We start from the raw sequence: 20629 nt of genomic DNA, 5'->3' as shown, positions 1-20629 counted from the left end.
AGTTACATTGAGCGATTCAACAATACTCTCAGACAGCGGGTTTCACGCTTTGTCAGACGCAGCTTAGCCTTCTCTAAAAGTCTGCGCAATCACATTGGCTTGCTGTGGAATTTGGTAGACCTCTAGAGGTAATGATGGATTTGTTAGGGTGATAGTGCAGCTAAGCAACGATGCCTATGCCTCCCTGCCTTGATTGCACCTCTGCACGAACGGTCAAGAATGGCCATAATTTATACTGGCAAGCAACGGTACCTGTGCCGCGGCTGTGGTCGTCAGTTCGTTGAAAACCCAACCAAAAAAGTGATCAACACTCCGATGCGGAAGCTGATCGACCGGCTTTTGCTAGAGCGCCTCTCAATGGCTGGAATTGCCCGAGCCGTTCAGGTTTCTGAGCAATGGCGATAAGACTGTGTCATTTGCAAAGCAGCCCAAACGCCTACTCAAACCACTGCCCGGTCAAAAAAACCGCTAACGGTGCAATGTGATGAACTCTGGACGGTTGTCGGCTACAAGGGCAACAAATACTGGGTTTGGTTAGCGCTTGATGCCGGTACCCGTAAGATTATCGGCGCTCATGTCGATGACCGCTCTGCCCAGAGTGCACAACGGCTCTGGGACGCCTTGCCTAAAGTCTATCGGCAGTGTGCAGTTATCTATACCGATGCGTGGGAGGCCTACCCAAAGGTGTTACCCCGCAACCGCCACCGAGTCGTCGGCAAATTGAGCGGTAAGACGAGTTACAAGCCTTCTCGAAGAGTCTGCGTAATCATATTGGCTTGCTGTGGAATTTTATTCACTACTACAACGCATCATTGCCTCTCTAGTACTACCCAATCTCAAAACTAGTCGCACTGAGCTTCTACAGCCCATGAGGATTGAAACCACAACTATGGAACATCACAACTCAGTGGTCATCGCGTCGATTGGACTTCTACAGCCTACGAGAATTGAAACATACTTAAAAAGATTGTGGCGGATTGGTAGCGCTAAGAATGTCGCGTTGGGCTTCTACAGCTCATAAAGATCAAACTCGTATATTCATGGACAACCAGTTAGGAACCGTCGCCCTTAGTTTTTACAGCTCGTAAGTAAGAAAATCAACTGGTCTGAGTAACAAGCACGACCTTGATAGCTCATTTGAACTATTATTTAAAGCCATGGATTGAAACGAATCCCGTCATTTCGATTATGTGATGTACGGTGAGCGACATTAAGTCTGGAGCAGTGACACTAATTCCGGAACATTGAAAAATAGCTCCGGAACGTACAGTTAGCGACGACAGCTAAACCGTTACTCGACATCGATAAATCGGGATGGCGGGATTCGAACCCACGGCCCCTTCGTCCCGAACGAAGTGCGCTACCAAGCTGCGCTACATCCCGTTTTTACTCAACTAGGGTAACACGACAGCCCCCCACCGTTGGCAAATTTTAGGTCAGCAACGACGATTCGCAAGCCCTGTAGCCTGAGGCCCCCCACAAACACCAACTGACCCAGCCCAAGCAGCCCCTCCAGAGCAGCCACCATTTCCCTCAAGCAGCCGCGCTACCCCACAACGCACCTAGCATTTGCGCCAAAGCCGCGATCGCATCAGGAGAATTCGCCAATCTTTTCAGACTTTTCGGCAAAACCAGCCGGTTGGGTAAATTGTCCGTAGTGCCGCTGCCGCAACCGTGTCACCGCCGAATTAAGCGGGTAAACTCAAGAAAATCTGCTCTTTATCCCCCGACATTTGGAATCTGCTATGGCAGCACCTTCAGGCCCCATTCCAGCTACCCCGAAGCCCATCAAATTTGGCACCGATGGCTGGCGCGGCATTATTGCCGCCGACTTCACCTTTGAGCGCGTAGCTCAGGTAGCGGCGGTGTCTGCCCACGTGCTGCACCAGTGCTTTGGGGCCGAAACCGGCAGCCGCACCATCGCCGTCGGCTACGATCGCCGCTTTCTCGCCGCCGAATTTGCTCGCACCGCCGCCGAGGCGATCGCCGCCCAGGGCTTCGACGTGCTGCTCTCCCAAGACTTCGCCCCCACCCCCGCCTTTAGCTACGCCGCCAAGCATCAGAACTTGCTCGGGGCGATCGTGATTACCGCCAGCCACAACCCCCCCACCTACTCCGGGCTCAAAATCAAAGGCGCCTTCGGCGGCTCTGTCTCCCCCGACGTAACCAAGCAAGTTGAGGCGCTGCTGCCCACCCCGCCTGCCCCCCTTGGCAAACCCGGCCAGATTGAAACCTTCGATCCCTGGCCCGACTACTGCACCGCCCTCCAGGCCGAGGTCGATGTCGCCGCCATTCAGAGCGCCATCTCCAGCGGCAAGCTGACGGTATTTGCCGATGTCATGTATGGCTCTGCCAGCGGCGGCCTGCCCCGACTGCTGGGCGAAGGCAGCATTCACGAGCTGCACAGCGAGGCCGACCCGCTGTTTGGCGGCAATCCGCCCGAGCCCCTGCCCAAGTATCTGGGCGAAATGCTAGAGACTGTCAAAGAATATCCCGCCAAAGAAAGCGTCAAAGTGGGCCTGGTGTTTGATGGTGATAGCGATCGCATCGCCGCCGTTGATGGCCAAGGCAACTTCCTCAGCTCTCAGATTCTCATTCCCATTCTGATTGACCACCTCAAGTCGCGCCGGGGCTACAGCGGCGAAATCGTCAAAACCATCAGCGGCTCCAACCTGATCCCAGCCGTAGCCAAGCTCAACGGCCTGGAGCTGTACCAAACCCCCGTCGGCTACAAATACATCGCCGATCGCATGCAGGATGCCAAAGTGCTGCTGGGCGGTGAAGAGTCCGGCGGTATCGGCTACGGTCACCATATCCCCGAGCGCGATGCCCTGATGTCGGCCCTCTATGTATTAGAAGCCGTCGTCGCTTCCGGCCTCGACCTCAGCGACTATTACCGCAGCCTGCAAGAGAAAACCAACTACTTCTCCGAGTACGATCGCATCGACCTGCCCCTGGCCAGCATGGAAGTGCAGGCCAAGCTGCTCGACGCCCTCGCCACCGCTCCCCCCGCCGAAGTCGCGGGCAAAGCCGTCACCCACATCCTCGACATCGACGGCTACAAACTCACCCTCGCCGACGACAGCTGGCTGCTGATCCGCTTTAGCGGTACCGAACCCGTACTGCGCCTCTACAGCGAAGCCAAGACCCTCGATGAGGTGCACAAGCATCTGCACTGGGCGAAGGATTGGGCGAGCTCGTTTACCTAGGCGGTGGAGGGTATAGGGTTCAGGGTATAGGGTCTAAGGCCGACCCCTGAACCCTATACCTTTCACCTGAAACCCTATACCCGATGTAACGACACCTCAAAAAACATTAAGACACTGCATCACTGTCCACGTCATCCTTAACACTGGAATGCTAGAAGCGATTTTTCAGTCTTAAAGATGGTTATGGAACAGCAGAAAACAGTCATAGTGACCGGGGCTTCCTCTGGGGTGGGGCTCAACGCCGCCAAGGCCCTGGCCGATCGCGGCTGGCATGTGGTAATGGCCTGCCGCAATGTCGATAAAACGAAGCAGGTGGCCCAAGATCTTGGCATCCCGAGCGATCGCTACAGCATCATCCACCTCGACCTCGGCTCCCTGGCCAGCGTGCGCCAGTTTGTCAGCGACTTTCGGGCAACGGGGCGCAGTCTAGAGTCGCTGGTGTGCAACGCCGCCGTCTACTACCCGCTGCTCAAAGAGCCGATGTACAGCGAAGATGGCTACGAAATCAGCGTCGCCACCAATCACCTGGGCCACTTCCTGCTGTGCAACCTGCTGCTAGATGACATTAAGGCCTCCCCCGCCGCCGACAAGCGTCTGATCATCCTCGGCACCGTTACCGCTAACCCCAAAGAGCTGGGCGGCAAGATTCCCATTCCCGCGCCCCCCGATCTGGGCAATCTAGAGGGCTTCGAGGCCGGGTTCAAAGCCCCGATCTCGATGATTAACAACAAAAAATTTAAGTCGGGCAAAGCCTATAAAGACAGCAAGCTGTGCAACGTGCTCACCATGCGCGAGCTGCACCGTCGCTACCACGATGCAACGGGCATCACCTTTAGCTCGCTGTATCCCGGCTGTGTGGCCGATACGCCCCTGTTCCGCAACCACTTCAAGGCGTTCCAGACCATCTTCCCCTGGTTCCAGAAGAACATCACGGGCGGCTACGTCACCCAGAAACTGGCGGGCGAGCGGGTAGCCGATGTGGTCACCGACCCCGAGCTAAAGGAATCGGGCATGTACTGGAGCTGGGGCAACCGCCAAAAGCCGGGTCGCCGCTCCTTTGCCCAGGAGGTGTCGAACGAAGCCCTAGATGACGCCAAGGCCCGCAAACTGTGGGATCTCAGCGCTCGCCTGGTGGGTTTAGATGACCAGACAGCGCGGAACGTCCCTGCCGCCGCTGGTTCGGTTTAAGCGAGCAAACGCCTGGGGTTAAACGCTGTTTGCCGCTACCTAAACACCCAGCGTCGCCAAATACATAAATTGCCCTTTTCCCCAATGCTTCTCCTGAAGGAGAAGGGAGCCGGAAATCCTGTTCCCTCGCCCCTTGGGAGAGGGCTAGGAAGAGGGCAAATCGGGTAGATTCATCTAGATTTAGCAACGCAATTCCCATACACAAAACGCCCCGGCCAAAGTTGGCCGGGGCGTTCTACTATCCGGAGAGTAGGGGCGGCCTACTTAGCGGCGGCAGCCTGGCGCTCCTTGGCTTCCTTGATCACTTCCTCAGCCACGTTGCTGGGGCAGGGAGCGTAGTGAGAGAACTCCATGGAGAACTGGCCCCGACCCGAGGTCATGGTGCGCAGGTCGCCAATGTAGCCAAACATTTCGCTCAGGGGCACATCGGCTTTGACCCGCACGCCGGTAGCTGCAGGGTCTTGGGATTTGATCATGCCGCGACGGCGGTTGAGGTCACCGATTACGTCGCCCATGTAGTCGTCGGGGGTGAACACGTCGACCTTCATGATCGGCTCCAGCAGCTGAGGGCCAGCCTTGGGTAGCGACTGGCGGTAGGCAGCCTTGGCGGCAATTTCGAAGGCAATCGCCGACGAGTCAACCGCGTGGAAGCCGCCATCGGTGAGGGTGACCTTGAGGTCAACCACCGGGTAACCCGCTAGAGGGCCACGGTCAATGCTAGTAGCAAAGCCCTTTTGCACAGCGGGCCAAAATTCCCGAGGTACGTTACCACCGGTCACCGCCGACTCAAACTGGAAGCCAGTGCTGGTTTCGCCCGGCTCGATCACGTAGTCGATCTTGGCGTACTGACCCGAACCACCCGACTGCTTCTTGTGAGTGTAGCTGTCGGCCAGGCGCTTGGTGATCGCCTCGCGGTAGGCCACCTGGGGCTTGCCCACTTCGACTTCGACGCCGTGGGTGCGCTTGAGAATGTCGACTTTGATGTCGAGGTGCAGTTCGCCCATGCCCTTGAGGATGACTTCGCCGCTCTCTTCGTCGGTTTCCACCTGGAAGGAGGGGTCTTCGGCCACCATCTTGCTGATCGCCATACCCATTTTCTCGTTGTCGCCCTTTTTCTTGGGATACACCGCAATGGAGATCACCGGGTCGGGGAAGACCATGGGTTCCAGGGTAGCGGGGTCTTTGGGGTCGCAGAGGGTGTGGCCGGTCTGCACGTTCTTCATGCCGATCAGCGCCACGATGTCGCCGGCCTGGGCCGACTCTACCTCTTCGCGATCGTTGGCGTGCATTTCAACCAGGCGGCTAATGCGCTCGGTCTTACCGGTGGCAGTGTCGAGAATGGTGTCGCCCTTCTTCAGGTGGCCCGAGTAGATGCGAGTGAAGGTGAGCGCGCCAAAGCGGTCGTCCATGATTTTGAACGCCAGCGCCCGCAGGGGCTTGTCGGCATCGGCATAGGCCACTTTGCCGGTGGGGTTACCCTCCAGATCAACTTCGGGCTGAGCAGGCACTTCGAGGGGGTTGGGTAGGTAGTCAACTACCGCATCTAGCACCAGCTGCACCCCTTTGTTCTTAAAGGAGGAGCCGCAGTAGGTGGGGAAGAAGGCCAGCTCGCGGGTGCCCTTGCGAATGCAGGACTTGATCTCGTCGATGGAGATCTCTTCACCCTCAAGGTATTTGTTGAGAATGTCGTCGTCCTGCTCAACGGCTAGCTCGATCAGTGCCTCGCGGTATTCTTCGACCTGATCTTTCATGTCCTCAGGGACTTCTTGGATGGTGTAGTTCTCAGGCTTGCCCGACTCATCCCACACCCAGGCTTTGCGGGTGAGCAGGTCAACCACACCCACAAAATCGGTCTCGGTGCCAATGGGCAGCACCATCACCAGGGGCTTGGCCGCCAAAATGCTGTCAACCTGTTTGACGACTCGGAAGAAGTCGGCCCCGGTGCGATCGAGCTTGTTGACGTAGATGACCCGAGCCACCTTGGAGTCGTTGGCGTAGCGCCAGTTGGTCTCAGACTGAGGTTCTACACCGCCTGAACCGCAGAACACGCCGATACCGCCGTCAAGCACCTTGAGGGAGCGATACACCTCAATGGTGAAGTCAACGTGTCCAGGGGTGTCGATGATGTTGAGCTGGTGCTCTTTCCAGAAGCAGGTGGTGGCCGCCGACTGAATCGTGATCCCCCGTTCTTGCTCTTGCTCCATGAAGTCGGTGGTGGCAGCACCATCGTGAACTTCACCGATCTTGTGGATACGACCGGTGAGGGCGAGGATGCGCTCGGTGGTGGTGGTCTTGCCCGCGTCTACGTGGGCAAAAATACCAATATTGCGATAACGGGTGATGTCTTTAGCCATAACTGCTTCTCCGGATTCTGGGCGATGGACCGCTGGTGACCATCTTCATGGGTTACTCAGACGGGGTCTGGGTTGTCGATTTGGTAGCCTTGACAACAGAAAACTCTATCACGAGACCATGACGGGGAGTCTGAGCTGGGGCCGAGGCAACAACACCTAATATGAACTATTGTAAAACCCCCTGACACATCCGTGAAAGGGGGGAGATCGATTACTGAGTTCTTTACTCAGGATAGCCGCCATTGGGGCTTGAATGAGTGGGGAAAACCCATCATTTGCCGACAGCGATTTCTCAAAGATACTCGTTCCAAGTCGGTTCCCGTTTCTAGGCTGCCGCAGGCTTTACGCTCCGCGAATCACAACGGTTCAAACCCAAGCAGCGTTCAAGAGCTAGTGCCGTTTGACTTGCTGTGGTCTTGCCTCCAATCGCTAGGAGTCAGAAGCAAAGTTGAGGCTGATTCTTTTTACAATGATGGCCGGGCGTTTCAGATGATTAGATTAAAGGAGAACTGGGCTATGGGCAGCGTCGTTGGAACAGGCAGCCACACCGCCAGTGGCTATGTAGGGGCTGCCATTGTAGGCAGCAGCATTACCCTATCGCTCAAGGATTTCACCACCGCTGCCGAGGAGGACGCGCTGGAAGCGTTTTTGACCATCAACGGCAATATGGCTAAGCGTCCCATCGCTTTGGGGCCGCTGCCGCAGACCAGCGGAGCCTTTGACTTATCAGTCCCTGAGGGCACCGACATTAGCCTATTCAATACGCTAGTGATTCGCCCGGTAGGGTCTGAGGATGCGGTGGCAACAGCATCGGTGCCGTAAGCATGAACTTCGGGTTGCGCTGGGCTTTTGACCGGCCTTGCCCATCGCGCTAGGTGTTCTCTTTCAAGCAATTCCCTGGTTGCAGGTGAACTCTGGCAGGTGTGGCAGAAACACTCTCAGGACAGATTGCAGGCGATTGAGAAGGCTAAACAATCGTATCAGGGGCGATCGCTCGCCTGTAGATCACCTGGAAAATTAGTACAGGGCAAAGGTCGTTTGCGATCGCGCTCCATCCCGCAGCGCCTACTCTCTGGAGAGAATAGCTTTTATGGATAAGTCAGACGACCAGGCCCGCCAACGACTGGCCCAACAGCGCCAGCACGCCGAACACAACCACGATAACTTGCTCAGCCGCACCGATGCCGAACTCCACGAATCACCCGCTGCATCGGTGGAGGAAAAAGCCCGTCAGGCTATGGCCAATCAACGCCACCACCAAGACCATACTGCAGACACCCTGTTAGAGCGCAGCGAAGAAGAGGTGCACGAGCCCTAATTAGCAACGGAGGCAAAGTGATGCTCGCACTAAAGGAACAACCATCGTTTGCCGTCAAAATTATTGCCCTGTGGACAGTGTTTTTGCTGGGCACACTTTTTCACACTCAGCTGGCGCTTATGCCGTTGTTCCACGGCCTGAGCGTGCTGGCACCCCATGGCCACGTGGCCACCGACATTAGCGAAATTTCTACTATTTTATGGCTGATGCTGGCCTTCTTTGCGGTGCCGCTAATAGCCATCACCAGCACCTGCCTGATTGATTCACGATGGTATCGGATAGGCCACTTTTGGGTAACAGTAATTTATTCAGTGCTGAACCTAGCTCACTTAGTAGTTGACTTGACTATTCCTCCTGTAGCTTGGTACCAGGTAGCCCTAATGGCATTTCTGTTTTTGATCGGGTTATTGCTTAACCTAGTTGCCTATCAGTGGATTAAAGAATCCCACGATCATGGCCATCGATTGCAGTCGGCTCACTAATATCTCTGAGTAGCATTTAATATGCGATCGCCGAGGGAAAAAACTAGTGCAGGGCGACTAGGGCAATGCTTAATTCGGCGACGTACTTGAGCTAAAAGTTCTCCCTGCTTGTGAGGTGAATAGCTGACATTGATGGGCCAAAACCTGCCAACCACACAACTTTTTCGCTGGCCTTCTACCTTGCGATAGACCCCTTTTTCACAGTCAAACCTTTAATATGTCAAAGGTTGTTCTATAGCTGTAGCATCAATTCACTACCTTCGAAGTAGTGAGTGCCTCATTGTGCCAGCTAGTAGTTCTAGCTGGTTTTTAGCCGCCTAAAAATGCTTCACCACATTACTGATCCATAGCAATTGCTACGGGTTTGATCTAAGGCGTTCAAACAAAAACCCATGGAGATTCTTATGGAAACATATCAGGAATTTTTAGAGAAAGTTAGAACAAAAGGCAACCTGAAGGATTTAAAAGAAGCCCGCAACGCCACGAAAGTGGTGTATCGGACCATGCGAGATGTGATGAGCAATGAAGCGATCGATCGCGTTGCCGATGAGCTAGATGACAATGCTCCCGACAAGGTGGAAGATCTTTGGGAAGATACCAATCCTCTGGTGAGCTTTCTCAGCCATATTCGCCCCAATTTGCATATTAGCCCCGACAATTTTTTAGTGCGCCTACGGCAGGAAGGCAACCTACCAGGAGCCGATGCAGAAACAATTATTACTGCCGTCTTTTCTGCCACTAAGGACGAGTTGTCCCAGGAGCGGGTTCAGGAAGTGGCTGAATTTCTGCCCGGCAAAATTTCTGAGATGTGGCAGGCGGCCTAATTTCTGCGATCGCGGTTTCCTTTTCCTTTGTGCTTAGTCATCTCTGGGTTTAGATCAACGCTTTAGGCGGCGTTAATTGACCCTGTGACAGACGGCTCTCTTGAAGTGGGCTTCTACGCTGAAGCAATGGTTAGTAATTAACCACAGAGCGGATTAAGTAGGAACAGGAGATCTAAGACCATGACTCGACTAAATTACAGTTTGACCCAGCGTTTGATGGGCGCTGCTGGTGCTGCTGCGATCGCATCTCTGGTAGCGCTACCGAGTTTTGCTGAAACCACGCGCATCAGTCAGACAGGTACCTCTACCCCGGCTGAGCAGACCTCCCAAGGCGCTCAAAGGGCTGCTGTCACAACGGTGGATCAGGAGTTTTTCAAGCTCGCTTACCAGGGCAACAATGCTGAGATTGACACCTCTCGCCTGGCGCTAGAGAAATCCCAAGATCAAGCAATTCGTCAGTATGCTCAGCGCATGATTGATGAGCACACTCGCGCCAATGAAGTTCTTACTCAACAAGCCTCTGAGCAAGGTTTTGAGCTGCCCAGCGAGCGCGTTGATCCGCTCGATCAGGCGATCGCAGCACAGTTGACCCAGCTTTCTGGTGCTGAGTTTGATCAAGCTTATGTTGGCGTACAGGCAAATGCTCATCTCAAGGCGATCGCGTTGTACCGCACTGAGGTGGCCCAGGGTGAGTCGCCAGACTTGACCGCTTACGCGTCGCAGCTGCTGCCCAGCATTGAAGAGCACTACGAGATGGCTAACGCCATGCTGCCCGAATACACCACCGGCGACTCTCAGTCACCGGCAGACATGTAGTCCGCTCAAAAGTAGAGGTGGCCTCAGGGACCAATAGCTCGCTCCCTGAGGCAGCTTTTGAAAGAATTTAGCTTTAAACCTGCCGTCACCTCAGAATGTAGGGTCGTGGCCAAAATTCAAGGCAGTCACCCTCTTGCCAGGTGCGGCCGCTCTCTTCACAGCTGGTGCGGTCTGCTTTAAAAGGAATACTCGCCGGGGCTGCTTTGGGGTTGAAGACTGTAGGCAGAAACGGAGGCGGAATTGCTGGAGTTTTATGACCAGTTCTTAGGAAAAAACACTCCAGACGCACCTAGGCATCCAACAGCTGACCCAACCGCAGCGATCGCAGTCCGATTGCTCCATCAGCAAATTCCTAATTTAAGATTCCCACCGGCCAGGATTAGGTGCGATCGCCCTGCCTACCCCTGTTTTCACAATCTCAACTCCCAACTTCGCAGCAGTCAGGAATATCCTGGCCATGGGTTCGTACCAGCCTCAAGCTTTAGGCACTAAGCGGATTCAGCTTTGGACTGACCCTAAACAACTGCCCAGATCAGTGTCTTTGGCGAACCTAAGCCAACTGCAATGGTAAAACCCGTTATATCTAACTGGGTACTCTGAAGGATATGTCGCTTCCCTGAAGTGGGGTGTGGTTGCGAGACCAGCCTCGCCCTGCGTCTGTGTCCTGAAGGGCTATGGCCTATGCAACCTGCACTCCTGCCTACTAACGAATCCTGTCGTTTGCAGGCGCTGTACGACTATCACATTCTCGACACGCCCCCCGCCGAGGGGTTTGACAATCTGACTCGACTGGCGGCAATGGTGTGCGACGTGCCCATTGCCCTGGTCAGCCTGATCGACCAGCAGCGGCAGTGGTTTAAAGCGCGCGTGGGCCCCGTTGCTGTACCCGAAACCACGCGTGACGTAGCCTTTTGCGCCCACGCCATTTTGCGGCCGGGGTTGATGGAGGTGCCCGACGCCCTAGAAGATAAGCGTTTCTTTGATAACCCCCTGGTCACAGGGGAATTTAATCTGCGCTTCTACGCCGGTATGCCTCTGGTCACCGCCGCTGGCTATGTCCTCGGCACCCTCTGCGTAGTTGACCATGCCCCTCGCACCCTAACTTCCTTACAGCGCCAAGCTTTAGAAATGCTGGCCGCCCAGGTGGTGGACCAGCTCGATCTGCACCGCCAGATCGAACAGATTCGGCAGGCTGAGCTAGAGCGTCAGCGGCTGCAGGAAACCCTGCGCCTGCAAGAGCGGGCGATCGCCGCCAGCAGCAACGGCATTGTGATTACTGATGCCCGCCAGCCCGACAACCCAGTGATCTACGTCAACCCTGCCTTTGAGCGCATCACTAGCTACTCCGCCGCCGAGGCCATGGGGCGCAACTGCCGCTTTTTGCAGGGGGGCGACAACGACCAGCCCGGCCTGAAAACCCTGCACGAGGCCTTGGCCAATGGTCAAGGCTGCGCCGTAGAGATGATCAACCGCCGCAAAGATGGTCAGCAATACTGGAACCAGCTTAGTGTTTCACCGATCTACGACCCCCAGGGCCAGCTGACTCACTTTGTCGGCATTCAGACCGACATTAGCGATCGCAAAAATGCTGAAGCTCAGCTGCACCAGAATCTGCAAGACCTCGACCAGGCCCGCTGCGCCGCCGAGGCGGCTAACCAGGCCAAAAGTGAGTTTCTAGCCATGATGAGCCACGAAATTCGCACGCCCATGAACGCCGTGATCGGCATGACCAGCCTGCTGCTCGACACCTCTCTCACTGATCAGCAGCGCGACTTTGTCGAAACCACTCGCAACGCCGGCAATACGCTGCTGACCATCATCAACGATATTCTCGACTTCTCAAAAATTGAGTCAGGCAAGCTCGATCTAGAAACCCAACCCTTTAACCTGCGCACCTGCCTGGAAGAAGCCTTGGATCTACTGGCCGCTCAGGCTTCTGAGAAAGGCCTAGAGCTAGCCTACCTGCTGCCCCCCCAGGTACCCCACCACCTAATAGGCGATGTCAGCCGCCTGCGTCAAGTGCTCGTAAACCTAATCACCAACGCTATCAAGTTCACCCCCCACGGGGAAGTGATTGTCTCAGTTCAGACCGGGCCGCAAACCGTCAGCGAGCAAATCACCCTTCAAGTGGCGGTAAAAGATACCGGCATTGGCATCCCGGCGGCCCGCATGCACCGACTGTTTCAGCCTTTTAGCCAGGGGGATGCCTCGACCACCCGGCAGTTTGGCGGCACCGGCCTGGGCCTGGCCATCAGCAAGCGCCTGTGCGAACTGATGGGGGGCACGCTCTGGGTGGAGAGCTCTGACCAGGGGTCGACCTTTTACTTCACCCTACAGGCCACCCTTGACCCGCAACCGCCGCCGCTCGCCGGATCACTCGCTGCCCGCAGCCTCCAGGGCCGTCGGCTGCTGGTGATAGACGACAATGCCACCAACCGCAAAATTCTTCAGCTCCAGCTCCAGGGGTGGGGGATGACTGTGGTGACCGTAGACTCGGGCTTGGCCGCCTTAGAAGCCCTAGAGACCCAGCACTTTGACCTGGCCATTTTAGACATGCAAATGCCGGGCATGGACGGCCTGGCCCTGGCCGAGGCCCTGCACCAGCGGTCTACGGAGCGATCGCTACCCCTGGTGATGCTGACCTCCCTGGGCTGGCACCACAACATTGCCCATCAGAGTCTGTTTGCCGCCTACCTGCCTAAACCCGTCAAGCAGAACCAGCTGACGGCGGCCCTAGCCGCGGCTCTGGCCGAGCAACCCGAGGCCGTGCGAGTGTCGCCCCGTCCCCAGCCAGCTCTAGTGGATGCTGACCTGGGGCGGCGGTGCCCCCAGCGGATTTTGCTGGCTGAGGACAACGCGGTGAACCAAAAGGTGGCCCTACACATTTTGCGGCGCCTGGGCTACCGGGCCGATGTGGCCGCCAACGGCTGCGAGGTGCTGGCTGCTCTCGACCAGCAGCCCTACGACCTGGTGCTGATGGATGTGCAAATGCCTGAAATGGATGGCCTCGCCGCCGCCCGACAAATCGTTCGGCGCTGGCCCACCCGCCGCCCTCGCCTGGTGGCCGTCACCGCCAATGCCATGCAGGGCGATCGCGAACAATGTCTCCAGGCCGGCATGGATGACTACATCAGCAAACCCATTCGCCTAGAGGAGCTAATTCGGGTGTTAGAGACTGGTGCCCCGGCGGCCCTCGCAGTCGATTTGGCGGCGCTACGCACCTTTGCCACTACCGTAGGCGGCGACGATCCCAGCTTTATGGCCGACCTGATCGTTAGCTACATCGAGAGTGCCGACCAGCTCGTGGCTGACATGCTCGCCGCCCTAGGTGAGCACGACTGGCCCACCCTGCAGCGGGCTGCCCACACCCTCAAGTCAAGCAGCGCCTCTGTGAGTGCCGACCAGCTCTCAGCCCTCTGTCGAGATCTAGAGGCGGCCCTCCGCCAAAACCCCAATCCGGTCGTCGCCGACCAGGTGGAAGCAATTCGCTATGCTCTAACTGAGGTCAAGACGGCCCTACAGTCTGCCTTGTCCCAGGAGGTAACCAGCTATGTCAGTCAAATCTGATTCAGCGGTAATTTTGGTGGCCGACGATGACCCGTTTATCCGCCACATGCTGACCCGCTACCTGGAGCGCGAGGGTTACCACGTGATCGAAGCTTCTCACGGAGAAGCGGCCCTAAACCTGTACTTTTATCACGTGCCCGATTTGGTACTGCTGGACGCGCTGATGCCGGTGTTAGACGGCTTCGAGGTCTGCCGCCGACTACAGGATTTAACCCAGGGCAACCTGGCACCGGTGCTGATGATTACCGGCCTAGAGGATGAAAAATCGGTAGACCAAGCGTTTGAAATTGGTGTGGTTGACTACGTCACCAAACCGATTAACTGGGCGGTGCTGCGCCAGCGGGTGCGGCGGCTAATTTTGCAGCACCGCTTGGAGATTCAGCTGCGGGAGGCCAACTACCAGCTCCAGCAGCTGACGCTGATTGATAGCCTCACCCAGGTGGCCAACCGCCGCCGCTTCGACGAATATCTCTTGCAGGAGTGGGGCCGAGGCGTACGCGAACACCTGCCGCTGTCGCTGGTGATCTGCGACATTGACCATTTCAAAAACTACAACGACCACTATGGGCACCAGGCTGGCGATCGCTGCCTTCAGGAAGTCGCCAAAACCCTCAGCCAGTGCATCAGCCGCCCGGCCGACATCGTCACCCGCTACGGCGGTGAAGAGTTTGCCATCATTTTGCCCAACACCACTCTAGAGGGGGCGACCGTCATCAGCCAGCGCCTAGTGACTGCGATTCAGCAGCGGGGGCTGCCCCACCACACCGCTCCCAGCGCGATCGTCACGATTAGCTGCGGCGTCGCCAACGTGCTACCCATGGCCGATTATCTACCCTCTGACCTGGTGTTTACCGCCGATCAGGCCCTCTACCAGGCCAAGGCCCAGGGCCGTAACCAGTACCAAGCCATCTACGTCATGCCCCCTAGCCCTGAGCAGTCGGCTAACCCAGGCGCGGTCAGCGCTACCTCTATCCTTCGATCTCTTTTGCCCGAGGTTTAAGGGTCTGACCGACAAAAAATTTGTTTAACGCGGTCGATACCACTGACAGCACGATGGGGCCGACGATGAACGCCCAAAACCCGTGCACCGCAAAGCCTGGTGTCACCAGCGATGCCAGCCAGAAGCAGAGGCCGTTGACTACCAGCGAAAACAAGCCCAGAGTCAGGATAGTAATGGGCAACGACAGAATAAACAGCACCGGCTTAATGATGCCGTTGACAATGCCAATGGCTACCGCCGCTACCATCGCCGCCGAAAAATTGGCCAACACTACTCCAGGGAAAATCGCGTCTACCAGCAGCAGCGACAGCGCCGTAGTCAAAATACTGAGCAGATAAAGCAGCATCGTCGAATCTCGGTGACAATAGGGCTAGGGGACAGCTGTAGGCAAAATTTGCTGGAATTAAGCTGTATTCTCTCACAGGAGCTTGGCGGGCAAAAGAGCCTGCCTGCGATTCGCGAAGCGTAAAGCCTGCGGCATCCTAGAAACGGGAACCGACTCGGAACGAGTATCCGTCCCGGAATCGCTCCCACCTAAGGCATTTCTCAACAGAGATGGATCCCAGCCACGCGTTTGCAAAAGTGCTAATGTTCTAGGCCCAACGCTGATGTAATCCTGAGTTAGCCATGGCTTCAATCTCTGCCCCATTCGCCACCCCCTCTGCAATGGTGGTCTGCCCCCACTACCTGGCCTCCACCGCTGGCCTCAACATGCTCAGTCAGGGGGGCAATGCAGTTGATGCGGCGATCGCTACCCAAGCGGCTCTATCGGTGGTCTATCCCGCCATGACCGGACTAGGCGGCGATGGCTTTTGGCTGGGCTACCAGGCCCAATCGGGTCAGCTCTATGGCCTCAACGGCTCGGGCCGGGCTGGGGCGAGCTGCGATCGCGATCGCTTCACCTCCCTGGGGCTAGCGGCCATTCCCCAGCGCGGTCCCCAGGCGGTGATCACAGTGCCGGGAGGCGTCTCGGCCTGGGGGGAGGTGCACCAACGCTTTGGTCGCCTGCCCTGGGCCGACCTGCTTCAGCCTGCGATCGCCCTGGCCGAACAGGGCTACCCTTGCTCCCAATCCCAGGCTCACTGGACGCGGGCCAATGCCGAATTCCTGCGGGCCTACGGCGGCGAGAAAAATCCCTTTTTACCGGGGGGTGAGGTGCCTACCGCTGGGTCGCGAGTGACCAACCTACCGCTAGGAAAGACTTTCCGCCGCCTGGCTAGCGCAGGTTCCCAGGACTTCTATCAGGGAGAGATTGCCGAGCAGATGGTGGACTACCTTAGGGCTCTGGGCGGCTGGCTGAGCCGCGACGACTTCGCCCACCACACCGCCACATGGGTAGACCCAATCAGCACCACCTACCGAGGCCACCAGGTGTGCCAGCTGCCCCCCAATACCCAAGGGTTTACAGTATTGCAAATGCTGAACGTGCTGGAAGGGTTTAACCTGCACACCGTGGGCCACGGCACCGCCGACTACTATCACCTCCTGATAGAGGCCACCAAGCTGGCCTTTGCCGATCGCGATCGCTGGCTGAGCGACCCCGACTTTACCGACATGCCGCTAGGGGAGCTGATCTCAAAACCCTACGGCGATCGCCGTCGCGCCCGGCTGAGCATGGCCGTGGCCCAAGGCTACCCAACTCCGGAAATCGGCGGCGACACCGTCTACATCGCCGTAGTAGATGGCGAGGGCAATGCCGTATCGACGATTCAAAGCCTGTACTTCGACTTTGGGGCAGCGGTGGTGCCGCCTGAGCTGGGCTTTCCGCTGCAAAATCGAGGCGCGCTGTTTTCCCTCGACCCCAGCCATGCCAATGCCCTAGAACCCGGTAAGCGGCCCTTTCACACCCTCATGCCCGGTCTCGTGCTCAATGACGGCAGGCCCTATCTAGTGCTGGGCACCATGGGCGGCGAGGGCCAGCCCCAAACCCAGCTAGCGCTACTGACTAGAATGCTGGATTTTGGCTATTCTCCCCAAGCGGCGATCGATCTGCCCCGCTGGCTGTGGGGCCGCACCTGGGGCGAGGCCTCTACCCGATTGGCGATGGAAAACCGAATTCCCGCCGACATTCGCCAAGCCCTGGAACGCCGAGGGCACCAGGTCACCGAGGCCCCCGCCTGGGCTGAGCAAATGGGCCACGCCCACGCCATTCAGGTATATCCAGACGGGCTGTTGGGTGGCTGCGATCGCCGCAGTGAGGGCGCGATCGCCTGCCTGTAGGGCTTGGCCAAGACTAACTCAGTACGGGGTTAGAACTCAGCGATAGACCTCTCGCCGATGTCTGACTTTAAGGACTAAAACCAGGAGCTGGGTATCTTGAATGGTGTAAATAATGCGGTAGTCTCCGACCCGAATTCGATAAAGGTCGTCTTCCCCTGAGAGCTTCACCATCCCCGCTGGGCGCGGTTCCTGGGCTAAAGCGTCAATTTTGGGCTTTAGTCGCTGCTGATCTTGGGGTGATAAGGCTTTGAATTGCTTAACTGCAGGCTTTGCAAACTCAATGCGATAGGTCATAGCCCCACATCGGCCTTGAGATCTTCCCAAGCGATACTGCCTTCAATGGCAACAGAAGCTAAAGCCTGTCGCGCCTCTAATACATCAGCAGTATCTTCTACTTGTTTGGCCTTAAGAAATTGCAGAAAGTCGAGCAGCTCAACCAACACCGGCTCGGAGGCATTGTCGAGTTCTTGAATGAGCAATTCCTTTAAGGTCATCGATTTACCCTTGGTTAAAACCTGCCCTACCGTTTCTGCCTAGAGGGCCACAATGCAGATGTCTACAGTCTAACCGCAGACATTTTTGTTCTGGTGGATGACCAAGGCATGGTCATCGGCTGAAAACTGAAGCCTCTTACCGGCCCAGCACCGCCGCGCCTTCGTAGAAAAAGATGCCCGCCACGCAGCCGGTCATCAGCGTGGCCAAGGTGCCAGCCCACAGCGCTTTCCAAGCAACTTCGCTAATGTCTTTGCGGCGGGAGGGCACCAGGGTCGAGAGCCCACCGACAAAGATGCCCACCGAGGGCAGGTGGGCAAAGCCGCAGAGGGCATAGCTAACAATCACCAGGGCGCGATCGCTCAGCGTGCCCTCGGCTGCGGCATTGGCCAAGCCGATATAAGGTGGAATCGCTGTTTCTAAAAACCGTCGCCCAATCAGCTGCGACGACAGCCACAGCTCTTGCCAGTCGAGGGAAACCCCGGTGAGAAAGGTGAGGGGCAAAAACAGCACCCCCATAATGTTTTGCAGCGTAATCACGCTAAACACCTGGCCAATGACGCGCCAGAGAGCAAACTCGCTGGTGGCTAGGCTGGCCAGCTGGGCAAAAAGCAAGTTGAGCAGGGCGATCAGCCCCAGGATGGCGATCAGGGCGGCAACGATGCCCACCGCCATTTTGATGCCGTCGAGGGCGCCCAAAATCAGGCTATCCATCGGGCTTTGCTGCTCGTCGTCGGCCAGATCAACAGCGGGCACCTTGCCCAGGGTGTCGGGCACCTCGCGCTCGGGCACCAAAATTTTAGCCATCACAAAACAGGCCGGAATTGTCAGCACCGAGGCCGACATCAGGTGACCCGCAATCGACGGAAAAATGGGCCGCAGATATCCGGCGTAGAGACCCAGCACCGTAGAGGCAATGGAGCCAAAGCAGCCGGCCAACACCGCACATAGCTCACTGCGGGTCATGCGCTCCAGAAAGGGTTTGATCGCGATCGCCGACTCAATGCCGACAAAAATATTAGCCGCCCCCGCCAGGGCCTCGGCTCCGCTGATATTCATCGCCCAGCGAAAGAAGCGGGCAAACACCCGCACAATTGGCTGCACCACCCCCAGGTTGTAGAGCAGCGCAAAAATGGAGGCAAAAAACACCACCTGAGGCAGCGAGCGAAACGCAAAAATATAGCCCAGGTTGAGGTTATCGGTTCCCAGGCGATCGCCCGGCACAGCGGTAAAGGGCGGTGTCAGAGCGCGAGCAATCCAGCGTCCGGCGCCAGCAGGGCCAACGGTTTGATTAAAGTCCGGCACGAAGATGGGGCCAAACAAAAATCGCGCCCCGGCATCAGACGCATCGATCAGGGCATTGAGAACCGAGCTGAGCCATACCACCACCGAGCGAGTAAAGGGCAGCAAGAACACCAGCAACCCCACCAACAGCTGAATGGCAATGCCCCAGCCAATTACCTTCCACGGTACTCGCCGCCGATCTTCTGAACCCAACCAGGCAATAAAGCAAAGGCCAAAAATACCCAGCAGCGAAATTAGACGCAGTGCCATGCGGTGCCCATTCTCCTTTTGGCCCAAAATTGACGAGCCTGCCACCGATTATGCCGAATAACGTTCTTAACGAAGCGGCTTGTTCTAGAACTTAACCCGGGATAGATGCAGGCTGTAAGGTGGCAGACCTACGGTCGCGGGTTTGCCTCAAACCCTAAACCTTGAACCCTAGACCTTAGACCGGAAACCTCAACCCATCCCTCCAGACTGGCCCATAATGGATGTGACCCACCGCTCCACCCTATGGAAGCCTTTTCTCCTTTTGCGCCCGACTGGGCTGAGTCTGCCACCCACGCCAGCGAGTTTTGCTGCCCCCGGTGTGGGGCCGAGAGCCGCCAGGCTAAAGCTGTCTGGATCAACCGCCGATCGCCCGTCTATGGGGCCGATCATCGCCGCAAGTGGCAGGAGTTTTACCACTGCGGCGAGTGCGCCACCCCCTGGTGGGCCTGGAGCAGCGATCGCCCCCCATCCCCCTATAACACCCTCGACGATGACGACGATAGAGAGTTGTTTTAGGAGATTTTGGCAGCAGACAAATTTGTTAGTTTGCCCAAGTTGAAACGCTCCACCGTTCGAACGTTCAACTGTTTAAGCGCCTGTTACCAATGACATCTAACCCCTTGCCCAAGACCATTCACGTGTTTGGCAGCCTAAACATGGACCTGGTCTGCCGAACCCCCCACTTGCCCCAGCCGGGAGAGACCATTTTGGGCACCCAGTTTGAAACACTCCCCGGCGGCAAGGGGGCTAACCAAGCGGTAGCGGCGGCGCGGCTGGGAGCACCCACGACGATGGTCGGTCGAGTCGGCGAAGACGACTTTGGCCACCAGCTCATCCAGGGTTTGCAGAAGGCTGGGGTCGATGCCAGCGGGGTGGCGGTCGATGGGGAGGCGTCGACGGGGGTGGCGGCGATCGCGGTCGATAGTGCTGGCCAAAACACCATCGTGGTCGTCCCCGGTGCCAACGGCCAAATCAGCGATGGGGATGTCGATCGCCTCACGGCTCGGCTGCGACCCGGCGACCTGGTGTTGCTTCAGTTTGAGGTGCCGCTGCCGCTGGTCATTGTTGCCGCTCAGGCGGCCAAGGCCCAGGGGGCGACGGTAATCGTTGACCCGGCCCCCGCCCGCACTGACCTGCCGCCCGAGTTCATCAGAACGGTGGACATTCTCACCCCTAACCAGGTCGAAGCCAGTCAGCTCACCGGATTGGCAGTGACCGATGTCGCCACCGCCATCGAGGCGGCTCAGCAGCTGGTGCAGCGCGGCGTCGCGATTGCCATTGTCAAGCTGGGTGAAATGGGCGTTGTGGTCGCCGAAAACCACCGCACCTTTCACCAGCCGGCTCTGCCGGTCAAGGCCGTTGACACCGTTGCCGCTGGGGATGCCTTTAATGGCGGCCTGGCCGTTGGCCTGGCGGAAGCAATGGAGCTAGAGGAAGCGGTGCAGTTTGCTAACGCCGTTGCCGCCGCCGCCGTGATGGTGCCAGGGGCACAGCCATCCCTGCCTGAGCGATCGGGGGTAGACGCCCTGCGCCTCGGCCTCAAGCACCTCTAACATCGGCTGCGGTATTTAGCGGTGCCAGAATCTGCCAAAATTAAGGTCAACC

General features: G+C 57.2%; 18 protein-coding genes, 1 tRNA gene and 1 pseudogene. 14 read left to right on the top strand and 6 right to left on the bottom strand.

Going from position 1 to position 20629, the window contains the following annotated elements; genetic code table 11:
- Positions 1–126 (top strand): IS1 family transposase (locus H6F75_RS23570; RefSeq protein WP_242020319.1); only part of this gene is annotated, 126 nt, incomplete at its 5' end.
- Between the two features lie 50 nt (positions 127–176).
- Positions 177–824 (top strand): annotated as a pseudogene (locus H6F75_RS23565) (IS1 family transposase).
- A 485-nt stretch (positions 825–1309) separates the two neighbouring features.
- Here H6F75_RS23565 and H6F75_RS23560 read toward each other — a convergent pair.
- Positions 1310–1383: transfer RNA gene (locus H6F75_RS23560), tRNA-Pro, on the bottom strand.
- A gap of 362 nt (positions 1384–1745) precedes the next feature.
- Between H6F75_RS23560 and H6F75_RS23555 the strand changes: the two genes are divergently transcribed.
- Together H6F75_RS23555 and H6F75_RS23550 are read left to right on the top strand one after the other, a co-directional pair.
- Positions 1746–3209, top strand: a complete 1464-nt coding sequence (locus H6F75_RS23555; RefSeq protein ID WP_190755100.1) for a phosphoglucomutase/phosphomannomutase family protein — start codon at positions 1746–1748, stop codon at positions 3207–3209.
- 177 nt (positions 3210–3386) lie between these two features.
- Positions 3387–4397 carry a protochlorophyllide reductase gene (locus tag H6F75_RS23550; protein ID WP_190755098.1) on the top strand — a complete coding sequence of 337 codons (1011 nt, stop codon included), beginning with the start codon at positions 3387–3389 and terminating at the stop codon, positions 4395–4397.
- Positions 4398–4657: 260 nt separating this feature from the next.
- Here H6F75_RS23550 and fusA read toward each other — a convergent pair whose 3' ends face one another.
- Complete coding sequence (gene fusA, locus H6F75_RS23545; protein ID WP_190755096.1) at positions 4658–6751, bottom strand: elongation factor G; 2094 nt, start codon at positions 6749–6751, stop codon at positions 4658–4660.
- A gap of 516 nt (positions 6752–7267) precedes the next feature.
- Here fusA and H6F75_RS23540 point away from each other — a divergent pair.
- The 7 genes from H6F75_RS23540 to H6F75_RS23510 all read left to right on the top strand — a co-directional run bounded on the left by H6F75_RS23540 (position 7268) and on the right by H6F75_RS23510 (position 14758).
- The gene (locus H6F75_RS23540) at positions 7268–7573 is read left to right on the top strand and encodes a hypothetical protein (protein WP_190755095.1); all 306 of its coding nucleotides are present in this window, start codon (positions 7268–7270) and stop codon (positions 7571–7573) included.
- 268 nt (positions 7574–7841) lie between these two features.
- On the top strand, positions 7842–8069 hold the full coding sequence (locus H6F75_RS23535; RefSeq protein WP_190755093.1) for a hypothetical protein: 228 nt from the start codon (positions 7842–7844) through the stop codon (positions 8067–8069).
- 20 nt (positions 8070–8089) lie between these two features.
- Positions 8090–8551 (top strand): hypothetical protein, encoded by a 462-nt coding sequence (locus tag H6F75_RS23530; protein ID WP_190755092.1) that lies wholly within the window; start codon positions 8090–8092, stop codon positions 8549–8551.
- A 404-nt stretch (positions 8552–8955) separates the two neighbouring features.
- Positions 8956–9375 carry a DUF2267 domain-containing protein gene (locus tag H6F75_RS23525; RefSeq protein WP_242020315.1) on the top strand — a complete coding sequence of 140 codons (420 nt, stop codon included), beginning with the start codon at positions 8956–8958 and terminating at the stop codon, positions 9373–9375.
- A 180-nt stretch (positions 9376–9555) separates the two neighbouring features.
- Positions 9556–10191 carry a DUF4142 domain-containing protein gene (locus H6F75_RS23520; RefSeq protein ID WP_190755088.1) on the top strand — a complete coding sequence of 212 codons (636 nt, stop codon included), beginning with the start codon at positions 9556–9558 and terminating at the stop codon, positions 10189–10191.
- A 681-nt stretch (positions 10192–10872) separates the two neighbouring features.
- Positions 10873–13758 carry a response regulator gene (locus H6F75_RS23515; RefSeq protein ID WP_190755086.1) on the top strand — a complete coding sequence of 962 codons (2886 nt, stop codon included), beginning with the start codon at positions 10873–10875 and terminating at the stop codon, positions 13756–13758.
- The gene (locus H6F75_RS23510) at positions 13742–14758 is read left to right on the top strand and encodes a PleD family two-component system response regulator (RefSeq protein WP_190755084.1); all 1017 of its coding nucleotides are present in this window, start codon (positions 13742–13744) and stop codon (positions 14756–14758) included. Before H6F75_RS23515 ends, H6F75_RS23510 begins: the two co-directional genes overlap by 17 nt.
- On the opposite strand, the gene H6F75_RS23505 is transcribed toward H6F75_RS23510, so the two are convergent.
- On the bottom strand, positions 14727–15104 hold the full coding sequence (locus tag H6F75_RS23505; RefSeq protein ID WP_190755082.1) for a phage holin family protein: 378 nt from the start codon (positions 15102–15104) through the stop codon (positions 14727–14729). The genes H6F75_RS23510 and H6F75_RS23505 overlap by 32 nt on opposite strands.
- A gap of 281 nt (positions 15105–15385) precedes the next feature.
- Here H6F75_RS23505 and ggt point away from each other — a divergent pair, with 281 nt between their 5' ends.
- On the top strand, positions 15386–16978 hold the full coding sequence (ggt, locus tag H6F75_RS23500) for a gamma-glutamyltransferase (RefSeq protein ID WP_190755080.1): 1593 nt from the start codon (positions 15386–15388) through the stop codon (positions 16976–16978).
- 36 nt (positions 16979–17014) lie between these two features.
- Here the strand turns inward: ggt and H6F75_RS23495 are convergent, their stop codons facing one another.
- From H6F75_RS23495 to H6F75_RS23485, 3 genes are all read right to left on the bottom strand, one after another.
- Complete coding sequence (locus tag H6F75_RS23495) at positions 17015–17272, bottom strand: type II toxin-antitoxin system RelE/ParE family toxin (RefSeq protein WP_190755078.1); 258 nt, start codon at positions 17270–17272, stop codon at positions 17015–17017.
- Positions 17269–17472: a hypothetical protein gene (locus tag H6F75_RS23490; protein WP_190755076.1), complete on the bottom strand. Its 204-nt coding sequence runs from the start codon at positions 17470–17472 to the stop codon at positions 17269–17271. The genes H6F75_RS23495 and H6F75_RS23490 overlap by 4 nt, the downstream gene beginning before the upstream one ends.
- Positions 17473–17608: 136 nt before the next feature.
- Complete coding sequence (locus tag H6F75_RS23485) at positions 17609–19024, bottom strand: nucleoside transporter C-terminal domain-containing protein (RefSeq protein WP_190755106.1); 1416 nt, start codon at positions 19022–19024, stop codon at positions 17609–17611.
- Positions 19025–19267: 243 nt separating this feature from the next.
- Between H6F75_RS23485 and H6F75_RS23480 the strand changes: the two genes are divergently transcribed.
- Complete coding sequence (locus H6F75_RS23480) at positions 19268–19540, top strand: hypothetical protein (RefSeq protein WP_190755075.1); 273 nt, start codon at positions 19268–19270, stop codon at positions 19538–19540.
- An 89-nt stretch (positions 19541–19629) separates the two neighbouring features.
- Positions 19630–20577: a ribokinase gene (rbsK, locus tag H6F75_RS23475; protein ID WP_190755073.1), complete on the top strand. Its 948-nt coding sequence runs from the start codon at positions 19630–19632 to the stop codon at positions 20575–20577.
- The last annotated feature ends 52 nt before the right edge of the window (positions 20578–20629 follow it).

The sequence above is a fragment of the Nodosilinea sp. FACHB-131 genome (genome assembly GCF_014695395.1).
Classification (GTDB): Bacteria; Cyanobacteriota; Cyanobacteriia; order Phormidesmidales; family Phormidesmidaceae; genus Nodosilinea.
This window is presented reverse-complemented; position numbering and strand designations above follow the sequence as displayed.